Here is a 21809-nt window from a genome sequence, read left to right as displayed (position 1 = left end):
GGCGCACCCCTTTCCGAGGAGCCCGATCGTGTCCCAGCCCCTTCCCGCCGAATCGCTGACCGGCAAGGTCGCCCTCGTCACCGGATCCTCGCGCGGCATCGGCGCCGACACGATCCGCTACTTCGCCGAGGCCGGCGCGGACGTCGTCATCAACTTCCGGAACAAGGCCCCGCGCGCGGAGAAGCTCGCCGCGGAGGTCCGCGAGCTCGGTCGTCGTGCCCTCGTCGTCGGCGCCGACCTGACCGACCCGGCGTCGGTCGCGGACATGTTCGCCGCGGTGAAGGCCGAGTTCGGCGGCCTGGACGTCCTCGTGCTCAACGCCTCCGGCGGCATGGAGGCGAACATGGGCGAGGACTACGCCCTCCGCCTCAACCGCGACGCCCAGGTGAACGTGCTGCAGACCGCGCTGCCGCTGCTGCGCGAGGGCGGGCGCATCGTGTTCGTCACGAGCCACCAGGCGCACTTCATCCGGACCACCCCGACCATGCCGGAGTACGAGCCTGTGGCGCTGTCCAAGCGTGCGGGCGAGGACGCTCTGCGTGAGCTCATCCCGTCGATCGAGGCGCAGGGCATTCAGTTCGTCGTCGTCTCCGGCGACATGATCGAGGGCACGATCACCGCGACGCTGCTGGAGCGCGCCAACCCCGGTGCGATCTCGCAGCGGCGCGAGTCGGCCGGACGCCTCTACAACGTGTCGGAGTTCGCCGCCGAGGTCGCACAGGCCGCGGTGGACCCGGTCCCCGCGGACAACACCCGCCTGATCGGCGACGTGAGCGGATTCGTCGCGGAGTAGACCCGTCTCAGACGGGAGGAGGCCCCGGACGCCATGCGTCCGGGGCCTGCTCCCGTACGGACCGGATCAGCCGTTGAGGGCGGCTGAGGCCGCCTTCGCGTCCTTGCCGATCGTCACGGCGCGGACGATCTGCGCGGCGCCGAGCACGACGAGCGCGATCCCCAGGATCCACCACAGCAGTGCGGCGGCATACAGCGGCGAGAACAGCACGACGATGCCGGCGACGATCCCGAGCAGTGCGTAGAGCAGCGTCCAGACCTTGGTGCCGTCCTGGCCCATCAGGGTGAGCGACACGACGCCGTCGACGATCCAGCTGATGCCGATGAAGATCGCGGTGACCAGGGCCAGGGTGACGGTGGCGGCGGGCAGGTTCGTGAAGGCGATGATGCCGGCGACGATGTAGACGACGCCGAGGAGGATGTGGCCAACCCGTGCCCACGCGCCGCCGCGGCCCGCGACGATGCCGAGGACGAGGTAGACGATGCCGCCCACGATCAGGTAGGCGGCGACGATCCCGGTGACGAGGATCGCCGACTTGGCCGGCCAGATCAGCAGGATGAGGCCCGCGATGAGGGCGATGACGCCGGAGACGGCGAGGAAGACGCGAAGCGACTTCACGAGGCTTTTGGCTTCGGAGACTGCATCGGACATGAGGAGCACCCTTTCTGAGAAGTTCCTGTGAGGGGACGGGCTCAGCGTAGCGCGACCGGGGGAGAGGGTGTGGGAAGCGCTGTCCCGGCGGTGGCACGCCGTGCGAGGATCGGAGGGTGACCCCGACCCCCGCGGACGACGACCGGCTGCGCGATCTCATCGCGCTGCGCAGGGTCCGGGATCGGATCGACCGCGAGTACGCGCAGCCCCTCGACGTCGAGGCTCTCGCCGCCGGCGTGCACATGTCGGCGGGGCATCTCAGCCGCCAGTTCAAGCTCGTCTACGGCGAGCCCCCGTACTCGTATCTCATGACGCGGCGGATCGAGCGCGCCATGGCGCTGCTCCGGCGCGGCGATGTGTCGGTCACGGAGGCGTGCTTCGCGGTCGGCTTCCAGTCGCTGGGCACGTTCAGCACGCGGTTCTCCGAGCTCGTGGGGGTTTCGCCGAGCCGGTATCGGGCGGATCCCGGCCTCGGCCCGGGGATCCCGTCGTGGGTGGAGAAGCAGGCCACCAGACCGATCAGGAATCGAGAAGCATCACGGGACGGCCGCGCGTAGCGTGACCGTCATGGACATCACGATCAACGCGAGCTTCCTGCCGCACACCGACGCCGAGGCGTCGCTGCACTTCTACCGCGACGTGCTCGGATTCGAGCTGCGCAAGGACGTCGGCTACCAGGAGATGCGCTGGCTGACCGTCGGACCGGTCGGGCAGCCTGACACGGCCATCGTGCTCACGCCGCCCGCGGTCGACCCCGGCATCAACGACGAAGAGCGCCGCACGATCTTCGAGCTGATGGCGAAGGGCAGCTTCGGCGGCATCGTCCTCGCGACGCCCGATGTCGACACGGCCTTCGCGGAGATCGAGGCGCGCGGGGCCGACGTCGTGCAGGAGCCGATCGACCAGCCGTACGGGATCCGCGACTGCGCGTTCCGCGACCCGGCGGGGAACATGATCCGCCTGCAGCAGGTCGCCTGAACCATCTAGCGGTGCCCGCCGCGACGTCGGCGGGCACCGCTAGTCTGTGTCCGCACGACCTGCGTCCGCCTTTCGCCCCGATCCGGAGAAGCCCGATGACCGAGCCTCACATCGCCGACACCCACGACGTCATCCGTGTGCAGGGTGCCAGGGAGAACAATCTGAAGGACGTGTCGATCGAGCTGCCCAAGCGACGGCTGATCGTGTTCACCGGGGTGTCCGGATCCGGGAAGAGCTCGCTCGTGTTCGACACGATCGCCGCCGAGTCGCGCCGCATGATCGACGAGACGTACAGCGCGTTCGTGCAGGGCTTCATGCCATCGGTGGCGCGCCCCGACGTCGATGTGCTCGAGGGGCTGACCACGGCGATCCTCGTCGACCAGGAGCGGCTCGGCGCCAACCCGCGCTCCACCGTCGGCACGGTGACCGACGCGAACGCGATGCTCCGGGTGCTGTTCAGCAAGCTCGGCACGCCGTACATCGGCGGGCCCACCGCGTTCTCCTTCAACATCCCGACGCAGAAGGCGAGCGGTGTGATGACCGGGCCGGGCGGGGAGAAGAAGATCGTCAAGGACGCGATCTACCTGGGCGGTATGTGCCCGCGCTGCGAGGGCAGGGGAGCGGTCTCGGACATCGATCTGGCGCAGGTCGTCGACGAGTCGCGGTCGCTCAACGAGGGCGCGATCATGGTGCCCGGGTACACCGCGGACGGCTGGATGGTGCGTCAGTTCGCCGAGTCCGGCTTCTATCCCGCCGACAAGCCGGTGGCGACGTTCACCGACAAGCAGCGGCAGTTGTTCCTCTACGGCGAGGTCACCAAGGTCAAGATCAACGGGATCAACATCACCTATGAAGGGCTGATCCCGAAGATCACGAAGTCGATGCTGTCGAAGGACATCGATGCGCTGCAGCCGCACATCCGCGCGTTCGTCGAGCGTGTGGCGACGTTCGCGACGTGCCCGGAGTGCGACGGCACGCGTCTCACCGAGGGCGCCCGCTCGTCCAAGATCGACGGCATCAGCATCGCGGATGCCTGCCGTATGCAGGTGACGGATCTCGCGGCGTGGATCCGCGGGCTGGATCTGCCCGGTGCCGGCCCGCTCCTGGACGCGCTGCGCGCCAACCTCGACGCGTTCGTGACGCTCGGGCTCGGCTACCTCTCGCTGGAGCGGCCGTCCGGCACGCTGTCCGGGGGAGAGGCGCAGCGGATCAAGATGCTCCGCCATCTCGGATCCTCGCTCACCGACGTCACGTACGTGTTCGACGAACCGACGATCGGTCTGCACCCGCACGACATCCAGCGGATGAACGGGCTGCTCGAGCAGCTGCGCGACAAGGGCAACACGGTGCTCGTGGTCGAGCACAAGCCCGAGACCATCGCGATCGCGGACCACGTGGTCGACCTCGGGCCCGGCGCGGGAAGCGCCGGCGGCCGGATCTGCTTCGAGGGGTCGGTCGAGGGGCTCCGCCGCAGCGGCACCCTCACCGGCCAGCACCTGGACGACCGCGCGTCGCTCAAGCCGGGCGTGCGCGCGCGCCGCGGTGCGATCGAGGTCCGCGGCGCGACCACGAACAACCTGCAAGGGGTCGACGTCGACGTGCCGCTGGGCGTGCTCACTGTCGTCACCGGGGTCGCCGGCTCGGGCAAGAGCTCGCTGATCCACGGATCGGTGGCGAAGGGCGAGGGCGTGGTGTCGATCGACCAGACCGCGATCCGCGGATCCCGCCGCAGCAACCCCGCCACCTACACGGGCCTGCTGGAGCCGATCCGGAAGGCGTTCGCGAAGGCGAACGGCGTCAAGCCCGCGTTGTTCAGCGCGAATTCGGAGGGTGCGTGCCCGACCTGCAAGGGGTCCGGGGTGATCGTCACCGAGCTCGGGTTCATGGACACCGTGGAGAGTCCGTGCGAGGACTGCGGCGGAAAGCGTTTCCAGGCCGGGGTGCTCGACTACAAGCTCGCCGGGCTCGACATCACCGAGGTGCTGGACATGCCGGTGGCGCGGGCGCACGAGTTCTTCGCCGGGGGGGAGGCGAGGATCCCCGCCGCGGCGGCGATCCTCAGCCGGCTCGAGGATGTCGGCCTCGGCTACCTGTCGCTCGGTCAGCCGCTGTCGACCCTGTCCGGAGGCGAGCGCCAGCGCATCAAGCTCGCCTCGCAGATGGCGGACGGGGCGGAGGTATACGTGCTGGACGAGCCGACGACCGGCCTGCACCTCGCCGACGTGCAGAACCTGCTCGGGCTGCTGGACCGGCTGGTCGACTCGGGCAAATCCGTCATCGTGATCGAGCACCACCAGGCCGTGATGGCGCACGCCGACTGGATCATCGACGTCGGCCCGGGCGCGGGCCACGACGGCGGACGGATCGTCTACGAAGGCACCCCGGCCGAGCTCGTCGCAGCGAAGTCGACACTGACCGGTGAACATCTGGCCGCGTACGTGGGGGCGTGATAACGGCCGGGAGTCGTTATGTCAGTTTCCGTCGAATGATCTCCAACGAGAGCTCCGGGTGAGAATGGCTTCCGGCTCGGCAACGTCCGGGCGCCCGGAGCGCTCGACAGGATCGCATTCACCCTGCTCCGGCTTCCGAACGGCATTGCAATCCTCGCCGAGTTCGGCGCCCAGCCGGCGAACGCGTTGTGCCCGTCGGAACCCGGCGTGACCCGCGCCGGCCCCGGACGAGGTCGAGCATGGCTCGTACTCTTCCTGGCAGGCGAGATAACACCGATAATGCACATTATGTCAGCCCGAAGATGGCCCATTCCCGCCAGACGCGAATACGACACTCGGCACGACTCCCCTTGTGCGGTCCAAAAGCTGGTCGGCCTGGAGAGCTTCCGAGAAGCGACCGACCGGCAGCGAGGTCGTCTCCATACTTTCTGGGTTTTGCCTGTGACCAGGTATTTCCCGAACCTCGTTCGCATGGCACAGATGCGCCTGCAGCAGCTCACGGTCACCGCGACAAACATCACCATCGCCGTCACCGACGACACCCCACCCCGTCACCCCGTTGACCGCGTTCTCAGAGAGCATCTCGCGGCACTTCCCCACCGGACAACATCCGCACCGCGACAACCAGTGGTTGTTTCCGACGGGCGCCCCGGCCAACACCTGCACCAGAAGACCCTGATGAACAAACTCCGCGACACCGGCATCGACCTCCGCGGCGCCCGCAACGGCTCCCTCCGAGCACTCAAGTCACCGACAAACACCACCAGAAAGCCGGCCCCGCCTTCATCGACTACGCCAGCCGGCGCGAACGAACCTGACACAACGTCTCGGTCCACCGATCGATCCCGCTGTTAGCGTGTGATCCATGTTCACAATCGACCAGGTGACCGCCGTTCAGGCCTTCTTTCGAGCTGCGGGGTTCGACGGACAACTGCGCATCACGAAGATGCAAAGGCCCGACCAGATCACGTTCGCCTTCGAGCCTGAATCTCTGATTGCTCTCCGTCTGAAGGCGGGGCAGGATCTCGAGCACATAGTCCAGCAGATCCTCCGAATCCAGGTCCAGATCATTCCCGAGGGCCAACCGTGGAACAGCAAGCGACCGTTCGATCTGAGCCTGGTCGGCCCGGCACAAGCCAGCCCTGCGCAGAGTCGTGCCGACAAACCTGCTACCGAAGAGGAGGCCGGTGAGTCACTCTCCATCGAAGAGGGCTTTCGCGCAGCCTTCTTCATCGTCGACCAATACATGAGCCTCGAGGAAGAACCGGACGAAGGCCTGGCGCTTTTCCATACCTACATGGTCTCCGATCCGGCACGCTGGAGTGATTGGAAAGAGTCCATCGAAAAGGCTCGTGCTGACCCATCTGCAGCGAGCGAATACCTTCACGATTGGCGGTTTCGATTTGCTCCCCCGGAAAGTTTTGAGGGCCCCTGATCAGCCAGAATTGGCCGGCGGGGAATCCGCCGGTCATCACATGTAAGGGGCTATTGGCGGAACTTGCAGATTGCGGACACTCCCCTGGGTCGAACAGCCAGACGCGTTCTTGCGGATCACCGACGAATGGCTCTCGATGGTCCATCGCCGCGCATCTGGAGCAACTCAAACAGAGCGATTCGGGCACGAATAGCGGAAGACCGGATACCCCACTCGCCCAGTTGAAGATGGCCTGTTCCCGGTAGATGCGAGTACCGACACCCGGGCGCCTCTCGCCGGTCCTGAAACGCGGCTCCGGCCGGCGATTCACCTGGAGGTGCAAGCGTGACGGTTACACGGGAAGCTAGGACGTCCGCATCGGCGGCGTTTCCGTGAGAAAACAAGTTTGCTGATTCGGTTGCCGCGTTGCTCGATCATCCAGATCCGCGCGTTCGTCTTCGTGAAGACCATGACGATCGAATCCGGGTTGGTCAGCCCCGAATGCTGACGCGGTTCCGGGGTCCTGCTCCGCCGCGCAGCCTCAGGACCCCTTGAACACGATGGTCGACATCAGCCAGACCGTGCCCGCCAGGGTGGTCGCACCGGCGTTCGCCGTCGCGCCGGTCGCGATCAGCTGGTCCTCCACGAGCAGGTCCATGTCGGCCGCCCCGCCGATGGTCGCGCGCGTCGTGAAGCCCGTGCTCGGGTTCGGGGTGACCCCGAATCCCGAGTCGGTGTAGAAGCCGAGTGCGAGACCGTTCGCCGTCGCCGCGGCGGTCGCTCCGGACGTGACGGTGGTGGTCGACGCCGCAGTGCCGGTCGCGGTCTTGGACGCCTGCACGGCACCGGTTCCGGCGGCGGTCGACAGTCCCGTGTACTCGAGCGCGGCGATCCCCATGTCGGTCGAGCCGGTCGCGGTCACCGTGATGGTGGGTTTCGTGCCGCCGCCCGCGGTGATCGGCGCGCTCCACACGCTCTGCTCGGTGTGCTCCGAACCTATGAAATGCTGCAGCTCGGTGTAGGTGTTGCCGGCCGAGTCGGTGACCGCGCTGGCCGTGGCGTTGGCCCCTGACCACACGCCCACTTCGACGATGAGGCGGTCGCCGACGGTGATCGCGTTCGACATCGTGACGGTCCGGGTCGCGGTGCCGCCGCCGTGCGCTGTGACGCTCTGCACGAACTGCGGCGCCGTGGTGCCGGGCGTGACGGAGTTGGATGCCGCGGATGCCGGACCTGTGCCGACCGCGTTCCTGGCCGTCACGGCGAAGGTGTACGCCGTGCCGTTGGTGAGGCCCGTGATCGTCGTCGTGTTGGCGGGCGGGTTGCCGGTGATCGTCGTGGGCGTCTGCGCGGTGGTCCCGATGTACGGGGTCACGGTGTACGACGTGATCGACGAGCCGCCGTCGGCGGGGGCCGTCCAGTTCACCGTCGCCTGGCTGCTGCCGCTCACGGCCGTGACGCCGGTCGGGGCCCCCGGCGCGGTCGCGGCTGCGCCGATGTGCACCATCGATGCGACCGACGGAACCCCGCTGCCGTTGACGATGAACATCATGTAGTCGCCGGGAGGGGCGGTGGTCGCGCTGCCCGGCGCCGTGACCGACAACGTGGAGCTCCCGGCAGTGAAGGTCAGGGGCACGAAGTGCTGGCCCATGTCGGCCTGGTGCGTGTCAGCGGCGAGCGAGACGAGGTTGACCGCCGAGATCGAGGCCGCGTCGGGCGTGTTCACCGTGATCGTGCCGCCGTAGGTCGTGGATCCGGTCGCGGAGCCGATGGTCGGCCGCGGGCCATTGAACAGGTAGCCGGGCGAGTAGATCTGGGCGGAGTACTGACCGGGGTTGGTGAGGTCGTTCTCGTGCCCCCCACCGGCGACGAGCACGCGGCCGTCGGGCATCAGGACGGCGGTCGAGTGGTAGTTGCGAGCCGCCGACATCGAGGGCCCGAGGGTCCAGGTCTCGGTCGCAGGATCCCAGATCTCGGCCGTCAGAATGCCGGTCGTGACGGTGGTCTGGTCGCTGGTCTGCTCGCCGCCGACCGCGAGGACCCTGCCGTCGGCGAGCATCGTGAGCGTGTGGTAGACGCGCGCGGTGTTCATCGGCGCCGTCTGCCGCCAGGTCGGAGTCGCCGCGTTCAGGTCGATGACCGAGGTCAGCGCCGAGGCGTTCGCCACGCTGGTCACGCTCGCCGCTCCCCCGCTGTAGAGGAGCTTGCCGGGCCGGTACATCACCGGCGATCCGTTCACGACGTCGCTTGCTCCGACCGGGGTCCACGTCTTCGCGTTCACGTCGAGCACGTACGAGACGTCCTCGGAAGGCCCCATCGCGAAGACCTTGCCACTGGGCATCACGTACGAGAACGGGTACTCCTCCTCGTGGATCTGCGACGTGTTCACCCCGGTCAGCAGTGTCCACGTGTTGGTCGTCGGGTCGTAGACCTCGGGGGTGTCCGCCCAGTGGTTCGCGTCGGTCGAGTTGCCGCTCAGAGCGAGGTGACGGCCGTCCGGGAGCAGCAGCACCGTCGGATACCAACGCGACATGTTCATGTCGGCGACCTTCGACCACGCGCCGGTCGCCGGATCGAAGATGGACGTCGTCGGGATGCCGATCTCCGTGGTGCCGTGGCCGCCCGCGATGAAGATCCGTCCGTCGGACATGTGCGTGTTGCCCGAGCAGAAGATGCTCGCGGGCGCGTTCACGGTGGTGAAGGTGTTCGTGGTCGGATCCCACACCATGGTCGGTGTCGGGTTCTGCCACCCGTCGAACAGCAGGTACTTCCCGTTGTTGAGCTGGATGTTGTGGATGGCGACGAGCGGCCAGGTCTGCAGGGCGCCCCACTGGCCTTGGGCGGTGACCGTCGGGGTGACGGCCGCGGATTGCGCGGAGGCGGGTCCCGTGCCGACGGCGTTCGTGGCCTTGACCGTGAAGGTGTAGGCGGTGCCGTTGGTGAGCCCGGTGACCGTTGCCGTGGCCGCCGGGGGCGTTCCCGTCACGGTCTTCGTGGCCTGCGCGCTCGTGCCGATGTAGGGCGTCACCGTGTAGCCGGTGATCGCGGACCCGCCGCTGTCGGGTGCGGTCCACGACACGGTCGCCAGCCCGTTGCCTGCCGTGGCCGTGACACCGGACGGCGCCGCCGGCACGGTGGGGGCGGTTCCTCCGGCTGCGGTGAAGACGACAGTCGCCATGAGCCAGATCGTGTTCGCCCCCGTCGCGGCACCGGCGTTGGGGGTGGCGCCCGTGGCGGCCGTCTGGTCCTCGACGAGCAGATCCATGTCGGACGCGCCGGTGATGGATGCGCGTCCCGTGAACCCGCTCGACGGCGTCGGCGTCGTGCCGAATCCGGAGTCGGCGTAGAACCCGAGCGCGAGGCCCGCGGTCGTGGTCGCCGCGGTGGCCCCGGAGGACTCCGTGGCGGCGCCGGTGGTGGTACCCGTGGCAGTCTTGGCCACGTCCACGGCGCCGGCGCCGGTCGAGAGTCCGGCGTACTCCAGCGCGGCCACACCGATGTCGCCGCCGGCCGTGCCCGTCGCGGTGATCGTGGGCTTCGTGCCCCCGCCGGCCGTGATGGGCGCCGTCCACACGGTCTCCTCGGTGCCGTCGGCCGCGGTGAAGCGCACGACCGCGGTGTACGTGTTGCCGGCGCTGTCGGTGACGGAGCTGATGGTGGGGTGCGCGGCGGCCCAGATGCCGACCTCCACGATCATCCGGTCGCCGGTGGTGATCGCGGCCGTCGGGGTCACCGCGCGCGTGGATCCGGAGCCGTGCCCGGTGACCTGCTGCACGAACGCGATGGCAGGGGCCGTCGACGGCGTGACCGCGTTCGAGTGCGCGGACTCCGCACTGGTGCCGATGCTGTTGGTCGCCTTCACCGTGAACGTGTAGGCGGTGCCGTTGGTCAGCCCGGTCACGGTCGCCGTCGTCACGGGCGGTGCGCCGGTGACCGTCGTGGACGGCTGCGCCGTCGTCCCGATGTACGGCGTGACCGTGTAGCTCGTGATGGGGTCGCCGCCGCTGCTGGGAGCGGTCCACGACACCGTGGCCTGCGTGTTGCCGCCGACCGCCGTCACCCCGGTGGGCGCGGCGGGCGCGGTGGGCTGTGTTCCGGTCAGCGAGACGTCGTCGAGGTACATCCACGTGTCATCCGGCGGGTTCGATCCGTCCTGCTGCACGTCGAACCACAACACGACGTTCTGACCGGCGTACGCGCTGGTGTCGAAGGTGACCTGCGTCCACGCCCGCGTGTTGGAGTTGCTCTTGAGCACCGACGCGAGCACCGTGCCCGTCGTGCTGCGGATCTGCGCTTCCTGCCAGTCGTATTGGCACGCCGACCCGGAGCAGAGGGCATCCGTCGTGGCCGGCCAGTACCAGAAGCTCAGCGTGCTCGTCCCGGTGGGCACGGTGACCTGCTGGCTCAGCGACCCGCTTCCGTTCGGCTCGGTCCCCGACACGGTACCGAGCAGCGCCGACCCGGTTCCGGAGTGCACCGTGGTCGTGCTCGCCGCGCCGGGCGGGGTGCCGGCGGCCGTCCACAGGCTGATGCCGGACTCGAAGCCGCCGTTCTGCACGACCGAGGCGGTCGCGGCTGCGGGCACAGAGCGGGATGCCGCATCGGCCGCACCTGCCGGCGGCGCGGCCGCGGGCAGGAGCGCGACCCCGACCAGGGCCGTCACCGCCAGCAGCACCACGCGTCGCCGTGTACGCGATGAATCGCCGAGATCGCCGAAATTCGAGCGGGCCATGACCGACCGCCTTCAACCCCCAGGCGGACCATGGGCCCGCGTATCCTCGTTGCACGCGGCAACGGCGCCATCGGATCCTGGGGAGCCCTGGCGGGGCGATCTCTGGCGCTGGACCAGAGCATAGACCTGCACGGCGCGACACGGAAGGTCCGGGCGGAAGCACGGTCGGAGTTCCTGTGGGCCCCCATTCGGGCGAAGGGGTCTCCTGAGACGGCTCAGTCGTCGAGCTCGATCTCGATGAAGCCCCCGACGATGCGCGTGCGGAAGGTCCGCAGCAGCAGAGCCGGATCCGAGTAGCACTCCCCCGTGCCGAGGTCGTAGATCTCCTTGTGCAGGGGCGAGGCGACAGTCGGCCGATCGCCGCGGGACCCGACGATGCCCCGTGCCATGACCGGTGCGCCGTCGGCCGCAGGATCGGCGTGCTCGACGGCATAGACCTCGCGCGGGGAGAGGAGGAACACGGCGATCTGCCTCATCCGGACCAGCACGGCCTCACCCCAGGACGGCTCGAGGTCGTCGACGCGGCACACGCGCTCCCACGCGGTGCGCGCCAAAGGGTGCGAGGGGGCGACGCGGGGCCTGGTCTGCGTGATGGCGGTCATGCGACGACGATAGGGCGCGTGTGTTTCGGCCGTGGTCGCCGCGTGTGTCGACCGTGTGAATGTCCCCTCACAGGCGCGCGCCCGCCCTGTGCGAGCGCTGTCATGCGCCGGTTACATTGCGGAAACGGTCGGGAAACCGCCCGATCCTACGCTCGGAACCACCGAACCGGAGGGGGCACGTATGACGTCCCGCAACACGCTCATCGTCGGCGGCGGCCCCGCCGCCCACCGGCTCGTGGAGGCCCTGCTGTCGCGCTTCGCCGATGAGCCGGCCGCAGCGCATCGCATCACGGTCCTCGCCGAGGAGCCGCATCTCCCGTACGACCGCGTGCAGCTGAGCAAGCGCCTCGCGGACGGAACCGCCGATCTCACCCTGGACCCGGCGTCGTGCTGGGACCACTCGGCGGTCTCGCTGCGCATCGGCGAGGCCGCGGTGTCGGTCGATCGCGCGGCCAAGACCGTGACGACGTCCACCGGCGACGTGCTCGGCTACGACGACCTGGTGCTGGCGACGGGATCCGCCGCACCCGTTCCGGAGATCCCCGGGGCCGCGACCGCCCGCGTGTACCGCACGATCGACGACGTGGATGCGCTCGTCGCCGAGGTCGCTGCGCTCGGCGACGAGCTCGGCCGCGCCCCGCGCGTCGCCGTCGCGGGCGGCGGTCTGCTCGGGCTGGAGGCCGCGGGAGGCGTCGCCGCACTCGGTGCCGATGCCGTGATCATCCACTCCGGCGGCTGGCTGATGTCCGCTCAGCTCGACGAGGGTGCAGGTCAGGCCCTGGGCCGGTTGATCGCGGCTCGCGGGGTCGACCTGCACCTCGGCACCCGGCCGCAGAAGATCCTGCTCGGCCCCGAAAGCCGCCCGGTCGAGGTGGTCTGCACCGACGGCCGCACGGTCCCGGCCGACATCGTGGTGTTCGCGATCGGCATCAGGGCGCGCGATGAACTCGCCGCGGCCGCGGGCGTCGAGACGGCGCCGCGCGGCGGGGTGATCGTGGATGAGGCCTGCCGCAGCTCGGATCCGTCGATCTGGGCGATCGGCGAGGTCGCCGCCATCGAAGGTCGCACGATCGGACTGGTCGCACCGGCCAACGCGATGGCCGAGACCGTCGCCGACCGGCTGCTCGGCGGCGATGCCGCGTTCACGACGATCGACGACGCCACGAAGCTCAAGCTCTCCGGCGTCGATGTGGCGAGCTTCGGCGACGCGTTCGCCCGCGAGCCCGGTGCGCTCGAGATCGTGTACGCCGATCCCGCGCGCGGGCTGTACCAGAAGCTGGTCGTGAGCGACGACGCCCGCACTCTGCTCGGCGGCGTGTTCGTCGGCGACGCCACCCCGTACCTCGGCCTGCGTCCGCTGCTCGGCCGGGTCCTCGATGCCGAGCCCGCCGCGTATCTGTCCGCCGCGGGTGCCGAGCCGCCGTCCGGCGGCGCACTTCCGGACGACGCGATGGTGTGCTCCTGCAACAACGTCACCGCAGGGACGGTGCGCACGGCGGTCGGCGACGGCTGCCACGACCTCGCCGAGCTGAAGACCTGCACCCGCGCGGGCACCCAGTGCGGATCCTGTCTCCCGCTGGTGAAGAAGCTCCTCGACGCCGAGCTCAGCGCCGCAGGCGCGACGGTCTCGCGTGCGCTGTGCGAGCATTTCGAGCTGTCCCGGCAGGAGCTCTTCGAGTCCGTGCACGTGCTCGGGCTCACGAGCTGGGATGAGACGATCACCCGTCTCGGGCGCGGGCGCGGCTGCGACATCTGCAAGCCCGCGGTCGGCTCGATCCTGGCCACCCAGCACGGTCAGTACCTGCTCGACGGCGGGCGCGGCCCGCTGCAGGACACGAACGACCGCGCCCTGGCCAACATGCAGAAGGACGGCACCTACTCGGTCGTCCCGCGCATCCCCGGCGGCGAGATCACCCCCGAGAAGCTCGGTGTGATCGCCCGCGTCGCCCAGGACTTCGGGCTGTACACGAAGATCACCGGCGGTCAGCGGATCGATCTCTTCGGCGCACGGTTGGATCAGCTCCCGGACATCTGGCGGGTGCTGGTGGACGCCGGTTTCGAATCCGGTCAGGCGTACGGCAAGGCGCTGCGGAACGTGAAGAGCTGCGTCGGATCCACGTGGTGCCGGTACGGCGTGCAGGACTCGGTGGGGATGGCGATCGCCCTGGAGCTGCGCTACCGCGGCCTGCGCAGCCCGCACAAGCTCAAGTTCGGCGTCTCCGGATGCGCCCGCGAATGCGCCGAGGCGCGCGGCAAGGACGTGGGCGTGATCGCGACCGATCAGGGCTGGAACCTCTACGTCGGCGGGAACGGCGGCTTTCAGCCCGCCCATGCGCAGCTGCTCGCCTCGGATCTGGACGACGACACCCTCGTGCGCTACATCGACCGGTACCTCATGTACTACATCCGCACCGCCGACCGGCTGCAGCGCACCGCGCGCTGGATCGAGGATCTGGACGGCGGCCTCGACCATGTCCGCGATGTCGTGGTGCACGACTCCCTGGGCCTCGCCGCCGAGCTCGAGGCTGCGGTGGCGCAGCACGTCGACACCTATGCGGACGAGTGGGCGGCGACGCTCGCCGACCCCGAGCGGCTGCGCCGGTTCCGCTCCTTCGTGAACGAGCCCGGTCTCGCGGATCCCTCCATCGCGCGCGTCGAGGAACGTGGACAGCTGCGGCCGGCGAAGGCCGAAGAGCGCGCGGCCGGCGTGGTGCCGCTCGCCGGGACGACGATCCCCGTGCGCGCCGACGCGATGTCCGCCCGGGAGTCGTCATGACCGCGCCGGTCGGCTCCGTCGTCCTCGTCGGTGGCGGACCGGGCGACCCCGATCTGCTCACGGTCGGCGCGGTCCGCGCGCTGCAGGACGCCGACGTGGTGCTGTATGACCGGCTCGCCCCTTACGCCGTGCTCGACGAGCTCGCGCCCCAGGCGGAGCTCGTCGACGTCGGGAAGCGCCCCGGTCATCATGCGATCCCGCAGGAGGAGATCGAACGCCTCCTGATCGAACGGGCGCTCGCGGGAGCGAGGGTCGTGCGCTTCAAGGGCGGGGATCCGTTCGTGTTCGGCCGGGGCGGCGAGGAGGCCGCCGCCTGCCACGCGGCCGGCGTGCCGGTGCGGGTCATCCCCGGGGTGACGAGCGCGATCTCAGTGCCCGCGACCGCCGGCATCCCGGTCACGCACCGCAGCCTGTCGCGGCTGTTCACGGTGGTATCCGGACACGCTCCGCTGTCCGCGGCGGAGGCGGAGCACCTCGCCGGGCTGGGCGGCACCATCATCGTGCTCATGGGCGTCTCGAATCTTCCGTCGATCAGCGCAGCGCTGATGCGCCACGGGATGCCTCAGGGCACGCCCGTCGCGATCGTCGAGCGCGGGTTCACCGCGGCGCAGCGCACGACCGTCTCCGACCTCGCCGGCATCCGCGAGGCGGCGGACGCCGCCGGTGTGCACTCCCCCGCGGTGATCGTGATCGGCGAGGTCGTGCGGCTCGTCCAGGAGCGGGATCCGGAGGCCGTCGCGCTGCTCGCGGACGCCACGGCGCGCGCCGGGGACGCGCCATGACGCCCGTCGACTCCGCCGCGCCGGTGACCGGATTCGGGCCGGAACAGCTGTCCGGCTTCCGGATCGGCGTGACCAGCGACCGCCGTTCGGCCGACCTCATCGACGCGTTGGAGCGCCGCGGCGCGTCCGTGCTGCACGCCCCCACGGTGCGGATGCGGCATGCGGACGACGACGGGCCGGTCATCGCCGACACCCGCGACATCGTCGCCGCAGAACCGGACCTCCTGCTGGCGACGACCAGCTACGGCATGCGGCGCTGGTTCGAGGTCGCCGATGCGGCGGGGTTCGGCGCGAGGCTGCAGGACGCCCTGTCCGCGGCGACGATCCTGGTGCGCGGTCCCAAGGCGCGCGGGGCGGTGCGCGCGGCGGGGCTCGACGACGAGGGCATGAGCGACGAGGAGACCACGGCGTCCCTCGTGGACCGCGCGATCGCCGAGTTCGGCGCGGGCACGACCGTCGCGGTGCAGCTGCACGGCCAGACCGACCACGAGCAGCTGAGACGGCTGGAACAGGCCGGGATGCACGTGCTCACCGTGGCGCCCTACGCGTGGTCGAATGCGGACGACGACGATGAGCGGGTCACCCGGCTCGTCGAGGCGATCGCGACCCGGCAGCTGGACTGCGTCACCTTCACCAGCGCCCCCGCGGTCGACGGCTTGTTCATCGCCGCCCTCGCCCGCGGCCGCCATGACGAGGTCGTGGCCGCCCTGCGCCGTGACGTCGTCGCCGCGAGCGTCGGTCCGGTGACGTCCGCGCCCCTGCTCGGCGCGGGGATCGCGGCGCTGCAGCCCGACCGCTTCCGCATGGGAGCGCTCATCCGCCTCGTCTGCGAACACCTCGCGGACCGCGCGACGCTGCGTGTGCGCACGCGACACGGGGACGTGCAGCTGCGTGGCACCGTCGCCGTGGTGGACGGCACGCCGGTGCGGCTCACGCCCACCTCGGTGACGCTGTTCCGCGCGCTGGTCGCCGCAAAGGGCGCCGTGGTGTCGCGACGCGAGCTCTCCGAATCCGTGGACGGCGACGAGCACACGATGGAGGTCTCGCTCAGCCGGCTGCGGCAGAGCCTCGCGACGCCGGGCCTCGTCGCCACCGTGGTGAAGCGCGGGTACCGGCTCGACGTCTGAGCACCCGCTCCCGGCCCCCCTTCGCCGGCCCGCACGCGGCCCTCCACGCGCCACGCGACAACAGGCGAACACGCGGAATCAGGCGGAACGGATCCGGATCCGCCTGATCCGACGTGATCGCCTGAATAGGCGTGCGCCCTGCGCCCGCCTTCTCAGGCCACCGGGGTGGCCGCCAGCAGCGCCGCGATCCGTCCCTTGCAGCCGCCGCAGCCCGTGCCGGCACGCGTGCATCCGCCGACCTCCTCGACGGTGCCGCACCCGCTCGACACCGCGTCGGCGATGCGGCCCGCCGTCACCCCGTTGCACCAGCACACGGTGGCCTCCGGCCCGAGCGGGTCGTCGGTCGCGACGACCGCGCCGGCGTCGGCCGCATCCAGTCGCAGCAGCGTCGCGGGGTCGGCCACGAGCGCCGCGCGCCGCTCGAACAGCAGCGTGAGCTCGGCCCCCGCGCGAGGCAGGCCGACCGAGACGAACCCGGCGAGCACGCCGTCGCGGACGACGGTCTTCAGATACGCCCCCCGCGCCGCGTCGATCCACACGCTGACCTCGGCGTCGGCGTCCCAGGGCTCCGCCGCGTACGCGCCGCCCGACACGACGTCGATCCCGGTCGCCTTGAGCATGAGCGCGGTGGGGCGCTCATGCCGCGCGACCGTCGCCACCGGGCTCGCGGCGAACCCCGCCGCCTCCTCGCGCAGCCGGCGCGCGACGGCCGCGGCCTGCCGCCAGCCCGGGCCGATCATCCCGCTGGGCGCCCCCGGCACGCGACCTGCGGCATCGGCGTCTTCGGGGTCCGCGATCTGCGCGCAGTCCCCGATCGCGAACACGTCCGGATCCGTCCAGCTGCGCAGGTCGGCGTCCACGAGCACGCCGGTCGCGCACGCCAGCCCGGCGGCGAGCGCGAGTTCGACCCGCGGGGCGACGCCGCAGGAGAGCACGAGCAGGTCCCCGCGCAGGTAGGCGCCGTCGGCGCACACGATCCCGTCGAACACCCGGCCCGCCGGGGTGTCCCTGAGCTCGACGGTCTCGGCACGTGCATGCGCGACGATCCGCAGTCCCAGCCCGCGAGCCGCACGCGCGAGCATGCGGCCGCCGGCCTCGTCGAGGTTGCGCGCCATCGGCGCCGCGCCGTGGTGCACCACCGTGACCCGCGCCCCGTGCTCGGCGGCGAGCAGCGCGAACTCCATGCCGAGCACGCCGGCGCCGAGCACGACGACCGCTCCTCCCCCGGCGACGACCGGCGCCACGGCCTCGGCGTCGGCGATGTCGCGCATCGCGAGTACACCCGCGGGCAGCGGACGGTGCCCGCCGTCGCGGCCGGCCGTCGGCGCCGCGCCGCGCTCGTGCCGGGTGCGCTCCAGTCCGCCCAGGGTCGGCACGTTCGCGCGCGCGCCCGTGGCCAGCACGAGGCGATCCCAGCCGATGTCGTCGCCGGCCGAGGTGCGCACCCGCCGCCCGGGGCGGTCGATCGCGATCACGGTCTCGTCGAGTCTGATGCGCACTCCCGCCGCCTGCGCCGCGCGGGTGTCGGCGATCTCGAGGCGCTCCCGCGAGGTGGCGCCCACGGCGTACTCGGCGAGCAGCACCCGGTTGTACGCGTCCTCCGCCTCGGCGCCCAGCACGGTGAGAGACACCCGCCCCCCCGTCACCGCGGGCAGCAGCTCCTCGACGAAGCGGGCGCCGACCGGACCGTAGCCGATCAGCACGACGCGCAGCGAGGCGGTCATGCGTGCACCTGCGCGGCACGCACCTGCGCGGCACCCACCGGCGCGGCCCCGCCCCGTCGCCGGCCCGCGGCGACGACGACCGTCGTGCGCTTGAACTCCGGCATGCCCGAGATCGGATCCGTCTCTGCGGCGGTGAGCAGGTTCGCGCACTCCGCGTCGGCGAAATGGAACGGCAGGAACACCGTGTCGAGGCGGATCCGCTCGGTGAGGAGGGCGTCGGCGACGACGCGTCCGCGCCGGTTGCGCACCGTGACCGGATCCCCGTCGGCGATGCCGAGGCGGGCCGCCGTGGCCGGGTGCAGCTCGGCCCGGGCGCGGGGCTGCGCCTCGGCCAGTTCGGCGACCAGACGGGTCTGCGCCCCGGACTGGTAGTGCTCGAGCAGGCGACCCGTGATGAGCGTGAGCACGGCGGGCGCGCCCTCCCCCGGCATCGCTCGTTCGAACGGCGCCTCCTCGAGCGGGTCCGGGTCGCGGTCCCGCGGCTGCACCGGCACCAGCCGCGCCCGGCCGTCCGGGTGCGCGAACCGCTCGAGGAAGAGACGCGGAGTCCCCTCCGAGCCCGCGGGATAGGGCCAGTGCGCGGCGACGCCGTCGTCGAGCTGGGCGTCGAGCTGCGCATGGCTCAGCCCGGAGTAGTCCGCGATCCCGCCCGCGGAGGCGCGGGCGAGCTCCGCGAACACGAGCGCCGGATCCGTCGGCCACTGGGACGGCGCGTCCAGACGCGCCGCGAGGTCGGCGAGGATCTCGAGCTCGCTGCGCACCCCGGCGGGCGGGACCAGCGCGCGGCGGCGACGGATGATCCGCCCCTCGAGCGTCGTCAGCGTGCCTTCCTCCTCGGCCCACTGCGTGACCGGGAGCACGACGTCGGCGAGGGCCGCGGTCTCCGAGAGCACGAAGTCGCACACCACGAGCAGGTCGAGCGCGCCCAGGCCCGATCTCACCGCCTCCGCGTCGGGGCCGGAGATCACGACGTTCGCGCCGTGCACGAGCAGCGCACGCACGCCCTCGGGCCGGCCGAGCATGCCGAGCAGCTGCACGGCCGGAACGCCCGGTCCGGGCAGGCTGTCCGGATCCACACCCCAGACGGCCGCGACCGCTGCCCGGTCGGCGGGATCGGCGATCTTCCGGTACCCCGGCAGCTGGTCGCTCTTCTGCCCGTGCTCGCGTCCGCCCTGACCGTTGCCCTGACCGGTCAGCGTGCCGTAGCCAGACCCGGGCCGTCCCGGCAGCCCGAGCACGAGGGCGAGGTTGATCGCCGCCGTCGCGGTGTCGGTGCCGTCGACGTGCTGCTCTACGCCCCGCCCGGTGAGGATGTAGGTGCCGCGGCCGCGGGCGAGCCGGTGCGCCGTTTCGCGCAGCGCGGCGACCGGCACCCCCGTCGCCGCCTGCACCCGCTCGGGCCACCACGGCGCGACGCTGCGGCGCAGCACGTCGGCCCCGGTGGTGCGTGCTGCGAGGTAGTCGCCATCGGCGAGCCCGTCCGCGAGTACCACGTGGGTCAGCCCGAGCAGCAGCACGAGGTCGGTGCCGGGAGCGGGCTGCAGGTGCGTACCTGCGCCGTCCGCGGTGAGCTCGGCGGTCTGCGAGCGGCGCGGATCCACGACGATCAGGCCGCCGGCGGCGCGGGCGCCCGCGAGGTGCGCGAGCAGCGGCGGCATCGTCGCCGCGACGTTCGAGCCGAGCAGCAGGATCGTGTCGGCGTCATCGAGGTCGGAGACGGGGAAGGGCAGACCGCGGTCGATCCCGAAGGCGCGGTTCCCTGCCGCCGCCGCGGACGACATGCAGAACCGGCCGTTGTAGTCGATGCGCGAGGTGCCGAGCGCCAGTCGGGCGAACTTGCCGAGCAGGTAGGCCTTCTCGTTGGTGAGCCCGCCGCCGCCGAACACGGCGACCGCGTCGGGCCCGTCCTCCTGGCGGATCGCGCGCAGTGAGGACACGATCCGCCCGAGCGCCTCGTCCCAGCCCGCCGGCCGAAGCACGCCGTCCTCGCGGATCAGCGGCGTGGTGAGCCGCTCCGGGGAGGCGAGCAGCGCGGCCGAGGTCCACCCCTTTTTGCACAGCCCGCCGCGGTTGGTCGGGAACATCCGCCCCTCCACGCGCACCGGGGCGGAGACGTCCGGATCCGGAGTGAGCGTCATGGCGCACTGCAGGGCGCAGTACGGGCAGTGGGTGTCCGCCGTGGAGGGCGAGGCGGCGGCCGTCCGCGGCGGGGAGGCGGTCATCGCGATCCCTCAGATCCGCGTCCCACGGCGGCGCCCGCGCAGCAGCACGACGACCGTCACGGCGCACAGCACGGCATAGGCGAGCACGAACCAGCCGAGGCCGGCGGCGTAGCCACCGGTCGCCGCCTTGGAGAGCCCGAGCGCCTGCGGGACGAGGAAGCCGCCGTAGGCGCCGAGCGCGGAGACGATCCCGAGAGCGGCCGCGGCGGCGCGTTGCGTGGCGGCGTCCCCCGACGAGGAGTGCGTGCCGCCCCCGGACCGCAGCGCGAACAGCGTCGGGATCATCCGGTACGTCGCGCCGTTGCCGGCGCCGCTGGCGACGAACAGCAGCAGGAAGCAGCCGAGGAACAGCCAGAACGAGTGCAGCGGCAGGGTGAGCACGACCGCGAGTGCTCCGAGCGCCATCACCGCGAACGCCGCGATCGTCACGGCGCTGCCGCCGAACCGGTCGGCCAGCCGTCCGCCGAAGGGGCGGGCGAGGGATCCGACCAGAGCCCCGACGAACGCGAGCGACAGCATGGCGCCTCCGACGGGGAAGGCGGTGAAGACGGGGAACTGGTCCGCGATGAGCTTCGGGAACACGGCGGAGAACCCGATGAACGAGCCGAACGTGCCGATGTAGAGCAGCGCCATGAGCCACAGCTCCGGGTAGCGCAGCGCGGCCAGGGAGGCCGAGATGTCGGCACGGGCGCTGGTGAGGTTGTCCATCCGGAGCCAGGCGCCCGCCGCGGCGATCAGGATCAGCGGCACCCAGATGAGACCGGCCGACGGAAGATGCAGAGCGGCTCCGGCGCCCAAAGTGATCACGATCGGCACGGCGAACTGCGCGACGGCCGCGCCGAGGTTGCCTCCGGCCGCGTTGAGCCCCAGCGCCCAGCCCTTCTGCCGCTGCGGGTAGAAGAACGTGATATTCGCCATCGAGCTCGCGAAGTTTCCGCCGCCGAGTCCGGCGAGCGCGGCGACCGTCAGCATCACGGGGAACGACGTGGCGGGGTTGGAGACGCACAGTGCGAGTCCGAGCGCGGGGATCAGGAGCAGCAACGCCGAGACCACGGTCCAGTTGCGTCCGCCGAAGCGCGGCACCATGAACGTGTAGGGGAAGCGCAGGGTCGCGCCGACCAGGCTCGGGATCGAGATCAGCCAGAACGTCTCCGAGACGGTGAAGTGTAATCCCGCCGCGGGCAGCGCCACGACCACGATCGACCAGAGCTGCCAGATCACGAAGCCGAGGAACTCTGCGAAGATCGACCAGCGCAGGTTGCGCTGCGCGATGGCGGATCCGCCGGTGCGCCACTGTTCGAGGTCCTCGGCGTTCCATCCGGAGATCCATCGTCCGGGCAGGAACGCGAGCGCGGAGCCCGTCGCCGGGCTCTCGGCCGTGTGGGTGGGCGTGCTGTTCGTGGCGATGCCGGTCATGCGGACCTCCCAGGGTTGCGTGTGCGACCACGCTAGGAACTCCGTGTTTCCGACTTTCGCGCGCACCGTAACGACTGCGTGTCGAACTCCTCTCCGACGGGGCGTGCTGCTGTGAGGTGCCGCGTGCGCCGCATCTGTCGCG

Annotated in this window: 14 protein-coding genes; 8 read left to right on the top strand and 6 right to left on the bottom strand. The window is 70.9% G+C overall.

What is annotated here, in order from left to right; all coding sequences use genetic code 11:
- The first annotated feature begins 28 nt into the window (after positions 1-28).
- Positions 29-793 (top strand): SDR family oxidoreductase, encoded by a 765-nt coding sequence (locus RBR11_RS02805; protein WP_308487764.1) that lies wholly within the window; start codon positions 29-31, stop codon positions 791-793.
- Between the two features lie 66 nt (positions 794-859).
- On the opposite strand, the gene RBR11_RS02800 is transcribed toward RBR11_RS02805, so the two are convergent.
- A complete protein-coding gene (locus RBR11_RS02800) occupies positions 860-1444 on the bottom strand; it encodes an HdeD family acid-resistance protein (RefSeq protein WP_308487763.1) in 585 nt (194 codons plus the stop codon).
- Positions 1445-1560: 116 nt separating this feature from the next.
- Between RBR11_RS02800 and RBR11_RS02795 the strand changes: the two genes are divergently transcribed.
- The 4 genes from RBR11_RS02795 (at position 1561) to RBR11_RS02780 (ending at position 6307) form a co-directional block, all read left to right on the top strand.
- Complete coding sequence (locus RBR11_RS02795; protein ID WP_308487762.1) at positions 1561-2001, top strand: helix-turn-helix transcriptional regulator; 441 nt, start codon at positions 1561-1563, stop codon at positions 1999-2001.
- Between the two features lie 10 nt (positions 2002-2011).
- Entirely contained in the window at positions 2012-2422 is a 411-nt protein-coding gene (locus tag RBR11_RS02790; RefSeq protein WP_373889757.1) for a VOC family protein, read from the top strand.
- A 95-nt stretch (positions 2423-2517) separates the two neighbouring features.
- Entirely contained in the window at positions 2518-4872 is a 2355-nt protein-coding gene (locus RBR11_RS02785) for an excinuclease ABC subunit UvrA (protein ID WP_308487760.1), read from the top strand.
- Positions 4873-5737: 865 nt separating this feature from the next.
- A complete protein-coding gene (locus RBR11_RS02780; RefSeq protein WP_308487759.1) occupies positions 5738-6307 on the top strand; it encodes a hypothetical protein in 570 nt (189 codons plus the stop codon).
- 520 nt (positions 6308-6827) lie between these two features.
- On the opposite strand, the gene RBR11_RS02775 is transcribed toward RBR11_RS02780, so the two are convergent.
- Both RBR11_RS02775 and nirD read right to left on the bottom strand, forming a co-directional pair.
- Positions 6828-11018 (bottom strand): fibronectin type III domain-containing protein, encoded by a 4191-nt coding sequence (locus RBR11_RS02775; protein WP_308487758.1) that lies wholly within the window; start codon positions 11016-11018, stop codon positions 6828-6830.
- A 215-nt stretch (positions 11019-11233) separates the two neighbouring features.
- The gene (gene nirD / locus RBR11_RS02770; RefSeq protein WP_308487757.1) at positions 11234-11620 is read right to left on the bottom strand and encodes a nitrite reductase small subunit NirD; all 387 of its coding nucleotides are present in this window, start codon (positions 11618-11620) and stop codon (positions 11234-11236) included.
- Positions 11621-11801: 181 nt separating this feature from the next.
- Here nirD and nirB point away from each other — a divergent pair, with 181 nt between their 5' ends.
- From nirB to RBR11_RS02755, 3 genes are read left to right on the top strand one after another with little or no spacing between them, the layout of a single operon-like run.
- Complete coding sequence (gene nirB / locus RBR11_RS02765; RefSeq protein ID WP_308487756.1) at positions 11802-14396, top strand: nitrite reductase large subunit NirB; 2595 nt, start codon at positions 11802-11804, stop codon at positions 14394-14396.
- Complete coding sequence (gene cobA, locus RBR11_RS02760; protein ID WP_308487754.1) at positions 14393-15178, top strand: uroporphyrinogen-III C-methyltransferase; 786 nt, start codon at positions 14393-14395, stop codon at positions 15176-15178. Before nirB ends, cobA begins: the two co-directional genes overlap by 4 nt.
- Positions 15175-16305: a uroporphyrinogen-III synthase gene (locus RBR11_RS02755; RefSeq protein WP_308487753.1), complete on the top strand. Its 1131-nt coding sequence runs from the start codon at positions 15175-15177 to the stop codon at positions 16303-16305. The genes cobA and RBR11_RS02755 overlap by 4 nt, the downstream gene beginning before the upstream one ends.
- Before the next feature lie 152 nt (positions 16306-16457).
- Here RBR11_RS02755 and RBR11_RS02750 read toward each other — a convergent pair whose 3' ends face one another.
- From RBR11_RS02750 to RBR11_RS02740, 3 genes are read right to left on the bottom strand one after another with little or no spacing between them, the layout of a single operon-like run.
- Positions 16458-18029: an FAD-dependent oxidoreductase gene (locus RBR11_RS02750; protein ID WP_308487752.1), complete on the bottom strand. Its 1572-nt coding sequence runs from the start codon at positions 18027-18029 to the stop codon at positions 16458-16460.
- Entirely contained in the window at positions 18026-20251 is a 2226-nt protein-coding gene (locus RBR11_RS02745) for a molybdopterin oxidoreductase family protein (RefSeq protein ID WP_308487751.1), read from the bottom strand. Before RBR11_RS02745 ends, RBR11_RS02750 begins: the two co-directional genes overlap by 4 nt.
- A gap of 9 nt (positions 20252-20260) precedes the next feature.
- Positions 20261-21667 (bottom strand): MFS transporter, encoded by a 1407-nt coding sequence (locus RBR11_RS02740; RefSeq protein WP_308487750.1) that lies wholly within the window; start codon positions 21665-21667, stop codon positions 20261-20263.
- Positions 21668-21809 lie beyond the last annotated feature (142 nt).

Source organism: Microbacterium capsulatum (genome assembly GCF_030865425.1).
In the GTDB taxonomy this organism is placed as follows: domain Bacteria; phylum Actinomycetota; class Actinomycetes; order Actinomycetales; family Microbacteriaceae; genus Microbacterium; species Microbacterium capsulatum.
This window is presented reverse-complemented; position numbering and strand designations above follow the sequence as displayed.